This is a genomic window from Steroidobacter sp. (assembly GCF_016790065.1).
Lineage (GTDB): Bacteria > Pseudomonadota > Gammaproteobacteria > Steroidobacterales > Steroidobacteraceae > Steroidobacter.
Genome location: NZ_JAEUPY010000246.1, coordinates 1 through 5,016, shown reverse-complemented (window position 1 = coordinate 5,016; position 5,016 = coordinate 1). Strand labels below are relative to the sequence as shown.

Sequence of the window (5,016 nt, the reverse complement as noted above, 5' to 3'; positions counted from 1 at the left end):
GCGGAACTTGCCCTGCCGATACAACGCGACTTCGCGAGCCTTGCGTTCGCTCTCGACCACCAACAATTCATCGCCGGCAAGCGGTGCGCCCGACAAACCGAGCACCACCACTGGCAACGACGGACCCGCTTCGGTCACCGGCTTGCCCAGTTCATCGAACATGGCACGCACCCGACCGAACTCGGTACCCGCGATGATCGGATCGCCCGGCTTCAGCACGCCGCGCTTCACCAGCACGGTAGCGACTGCACCGCGACCCTTCTCCATGCTGGACTCGACCACCACGCCGGCCGCAAGACCGGAGCGAGTCGCCTTCAATTCCAACACGTCCGCTTGCAACAGGATGGTGTCGAGCAATTCGTCGACGCCCGTGCCGGCTTTGGCCGAGACGTTTACAAACATCGTGTCGCCGCCCCAGGCTTCCGGAAGCACGCCGTGCTTCTGCAAGTCGGTCTTGACCTTCTCCGGATCGGCGCCGTGCTTGTCGACCTTGGTGATCGCCACCACGATGGGCACTTCAGCTGCACGAGCATGCTGAATTGCTTCGATGGTCTGCGGCATGACGCTGTCGTCAGCAGCCACGACCAGCACCACCACGTCCGTTACCTGCGCGCCACGAGCACGCATCGCGGTGAACGCAGCGTGACCCGGCGTGTCGAGGAACGTGATGACGCCCTTCGGCGTCTCGACGTGATACGCACCGACGTGCTGCGTGATGCCGCCCGCTTCGCCCGCCGCCACTTTGGTGCGACGAATGTAGTCGAGCAACGAGGTCTTACCATGGTCGACGTGACCCATGATGGTGACCACTGGCGGACGCGACTCGAGTTCGTGCGAGGCATCGGTGGCCTGCAACTCGTCCTCGATGGCGCTTTCTTTGTGAAGAACGGCGGTATGACCGAGCTCTTCCACCACCAGCACTGCAGTGTCTTGATCGATGGGCTGGTTGATGGTGGCCATCACGCCCATGTTCATCATCACCTTGATGACTTCGTTGGCCTTCACGGCCATGCGCTGTGCCAGCTCGCCGACGGTAACCGTCTCGCCGATCTGCACATCGCGCTTGACCGGCGCAGCCGGACGCTCGAAGCCATGTTGAGTGCCGACGTTGATCTGTGTCGGACGGCCGCGCGAACGAGCACTGGTCGCTGCCTGCTGTTTCTTTTTCTTGAAACGAGCGCTGGCATCGCTGGACACATGCAACTCGGCGCGCTGCGGACGCGAACGATCGGTGCTCGGAGCAGCACCGCCGCCACGCTTGCCGGCACGCTCTGGTGCACGAGGCGCAGCTGCTGCAGCTTCCTGCTGCTTGCGTTCGGCTTCGGCACGCGCGGCTGCTTCAGCAATACGACGGGTTTCGTCTTCGGCTGATTGACGCGTTTCCGCGTCGGCCATGCGACGAATTTCGTCTTCGAGCTTCTTCTGCTCGCGAGCGGCGAATTCACGCGCTTCGGCTTCCGCCTGCTCTTTCTGCAGACGAGCGACTTCCTGGCGTGCGGCTTCGGCCGCAGCTTCGGCAGCAGCCTGAGCAGCACGCTGTTCTTCGGTCTGCTCTTCGACTTGAGCTGCGGCAGCGGCAGCTGCAGCGGCGGCCGCTTCAGCAGCCTGAGCAGCAGCAGCGGCGGCGTTCTGAGCAGCAATCGCAGCGTTTTGAGCTGCGGTACGCGCTGCCAGTTCTTCAGCGGCTGCACGCTCGACAGCGCCGTCATCGCCTGCACCTGCCTGACCGCGAGCATGCTGTTCTTCCAGCACGCTGCGATTCAGATACGTCTTCTTGCTGCGAACTTCGACGTTGACCATGCGCGCACGGCCCTGTGCCGAGGCGACTTTGATTTCGCCCTGGGACTTGCGCTTCAGCGTGATTTTGCTGGGCGCAGCCGTGTTCTGCGTACGCCCGTGCGCCTTGCGCAGGAACGTCAGCAGTTCCATCTTGGCGTCATCGCTGATCATGTCATTCGCGCCGGAGACTCTAATCCCGGCCTCATCGAGCTGCGTCAGCAGCCGCTCGACGGGTACTTTCAGTACCTCGGCAAATTGGCTAACCGTCACATCCGCCATATACGCCCTCCCGACCCGCTACCAGTTACGAAACCGCTCAAGCCTGTTGCCCCGCGGAGTCGAACCAGTGCTTACGCGCCGCCATGATGAGCGCGCCCGCGCGCTCGTTATCCACGCCTTCGATCTCGGTCAGGTCATCGATCGCCTGCTCAGCGAGATCCTCGCGCGTCACAATTCCTCGACTGGCCAGCTTTCTCGCCAGATCGTCATCCATGCCGTCCACCTCCAGCAGATCTGCTGCAGGCTCGGCGCTGTCGATTTCTTCTTCGCTCGCGATCGCCTGCGTCAGCAGCACGTCACGCGCACGATTACGCAGTTCCTTGATGATGTCCTCGTCGAACTCTTCGATGTTGGACAGCTCCGAGGCCGGCACATAGGCGATTTCTTCGATGGTCGAGAAACCTTCCTGCACCAGGATCTGCGCCACGTCTTCATCCACGTCCAACTGTTCCTTGAACAGGTCGATGAGCTTCTGCGACTCGCCTTCGCTCTTGGCTTCGGCGGCCTGCTGAGTCATCACGTTCAATTCCCAACCGGTCAGCTCGCTGGCCAAGCGGATGTTCTGACCGCCGCGGCCGATGGCCTGCGACAGCTTCTCTTCGGTCACCGCGATGTCCATGGAGTGCGAGTCCTCGTCGACGACGATGGACACCACTTCGGCGGGCGCCATGGCATTGATCACGAACTGCGCCGGATTGTCATCATAAGGAATGATGTCGACACGTTCGCCGGCGATCTCGTTCGATACCGCCTGCACGCGCGAACCGCGCATACCCACGCAAGCACCGACCGGATCGATACGGCTGTCGTTGCTCTTCACCGCGATCTTGGCGCGCACGCCCGGATCACGAGCGGCACCGAGGATCTGAATCAAGCCCTGACCGACTTCCGGCACTTCCAGCTTGAACAACTCGATCAGGAATTCCGGCGCGGTACGCGTCAGGAACAACTGCGGGCCGCGCTGCTCGAGGCGCACGTCCTGCAAATAAGCTTTCACGCGATCCTGCGAGCGAATCGGCTCGCGAGGAATCATCTGATCGCGGGCGATGAAACCTTCAGCGTTACCGCCGAGGTCCACGAACACGCCGTTGCGATCGACGCGCTTGACGATGCCCGACACCAACGTGCCCTGGCGCGCCTTGAACTCATCTACCACCTGCGCCCGCTCGGCCTCGCGCACCTTCTGCACGATGACCTGCTTGGCGGTCTGGGCAGCGATGCGGCCGAACGCCACCGACTCCATCGGCACTTCGACGTAACCGCCGACTTCAGCCTCGGCATTGACGTCGGTCGCGTCTTCCAGACGCAGCTCGCTGTCCGGGAATTCCAGCTCGGTGGAATCGTCGGCAAACACTTTCCAACGGCGCCACGTGTCGTAGTCGCCACTCTTGCGATTGATGGAGACGCGCACGTCCATGCCTTCGCCATGACGTTTACGTGTGGCGGACGCGAGCGCAGCTTCGAGCGCCTCGAAGATGATTTCCTTGTCGACGCCCTTCTCGTTGGAGACAGCGTCCACCACCATCAAAATCTCTTTGTTCATCGTGCGAACTCCGCTATACGCCTCGTGCGACTGGCTGCCGCCCGCCTATACGTCCGGGACCAACCGCGCCCGGTGAATGTCATCGATCGGCAAGCTCACCTCGCCGCTGTCCATCTCGAGCGTAATCTCGCTCGACCCGACCTGCTTCAACCTGCCCTGGAAGCGTTTGCGGCCGTTGATCTGCTGGATCATCTCGACCTTGACCCGCTCCCCGGCGAACCGCGCGAAATGCGCCTGCGACCGGAGCACTCGATCCATCCCGGGCGAGGACACTTCCAGCGTGTACTCGTTGGGAATGGGATCGGCCTCGTCCAGCACGGCGCTGACGGCCCGACTCACCTTCTCGCAATCGTCCAGAGAAATGCCGTCCGGGCTGTCGATATACAGCCGTAACAGCCCACCGCCGGTGCGCGGTGCGTACTCGATTTCCCACAGCTCATAACCCAGACCGGCCACGACCGGGCCGAGCAGTTTGCCCAGCTGATCTCGCAGCATCGGTCACCTCCGGGTTGACTGTGGGCCCCACCGTTCCGGTTGGTCGCCCCGCTCCAGCGCTTGTTGTCCCGCGCCGGAAGAGCTCCGCCGGGCCGGTTTTTACCGTCGCCGAAACGAAAAATGGGCCCCAAGGCCCATTCTCACTCTCCGTCCCTTCCTGCCAAGCGGCCTTGAGGTACCGCTCGACTCCCCTTTCTATATAGGTGCTTAGCTTCGGCCCCGCGCTGTCGCGGCGAACCCCAGAAGCGAAAAAGGCCCTTCGAATCGGGCCCTTTGGTACCCGGACACCTTATATATGCCCGGACGCGCTACCTACAACCCCCGCTTGGGCGTCCGCTCGACTGTTTCCAGGTGGAGACGCTACTCAGGGGCGGCGGAGTTTATGGTGGGGGGTGGGGGGATGGCAAGCGGTGCGGCGAAGACAGTTAGGGGCAAGTCTAGATCCTTGGGATCGCTTGTACCGACGGGGGCAACATACATCTCCCGGTCGGCCTGCCTCCTGAGTCCACCGTAACAGCTTCAAGCTAGTTGGCGATGCAGGCCGGACATCAGGAAAGAAATATCTCGTAGTTAACCTGCAACCAGGCGAACAAGCGCTTTTCCCTCTCGCTCAATGCAAGTCAACATCGCGACCAGCATCACCATCCGCGGTTGCATGATCACTACTAAGAATCCGAAGAAGCACAACTGACTGACAAGGGCTCGACTGCTCCAAATCCCTTGGTCTTTCTGAAATTCATCGTATGGCGAAAATTCTTCAAAGAGTCGGACGGATCCAGTGACTCGAACTTCAACCCCTCCAGAGTTGATCTCGGCATCTCTACTGAAATGATCGCCCGATCTGACATTGTCCCAGTGCTCATATCCAAGAGCTTCGCGAACGCGGTTACTAGCACGGTTTCGAGCGGCAACAGCGCGAA

At 61.5% G+C, this 5,016-nt stretch carries 4 protein-coding genes; all 4 read right to left on the bottom strand.

The window, feature by feature from the left end; genetic code table 11:
- A partial coding sequence (gene infB / locus JNL55_RS10600) for a translation initiation factor IF-2 (protein ID WP_293852788.1) occupies positions 1-2,058 on the bottom strand: 2,058 nt, incomplete at its 3' end.
- 37 nt (positions 2,059-2,095) lie between these two features.
- Positions 2,096-3,601 (bottom strand): transcription termination factor NusA, encoded by a 1,506-nt coding sequence (gene nusA / locus JNL55_RS10595; RefSeq protein WP_293852787.1) that lies wholly within the window; start codon positions 3,599-3,601, stop codon positions 2,096-2,098.
- A gap of 45 nt (positions 3,602-3,646) precedes the next feature.
- Positions 3,647-4,096, bottom strand: a complete 450-nt coding sequence (gene rimP / locus JNL55_RS10590; RefSeq protein ID WP_293852786.1) for a ribosome maturation factor RimP — start codon at positions 4,094-4,096, stop codon at positions 3,647-3,649.
- 570 nt (positions 4,097-4,666) lie between these two features.
- A partial coding sequence (locus JNL55_RS10585; protein ID WP_293852785.1) for a hypothetical protein occupies positions 4,667-5,016 on the bottom strand: 350 nt, incomplete at its 5' end.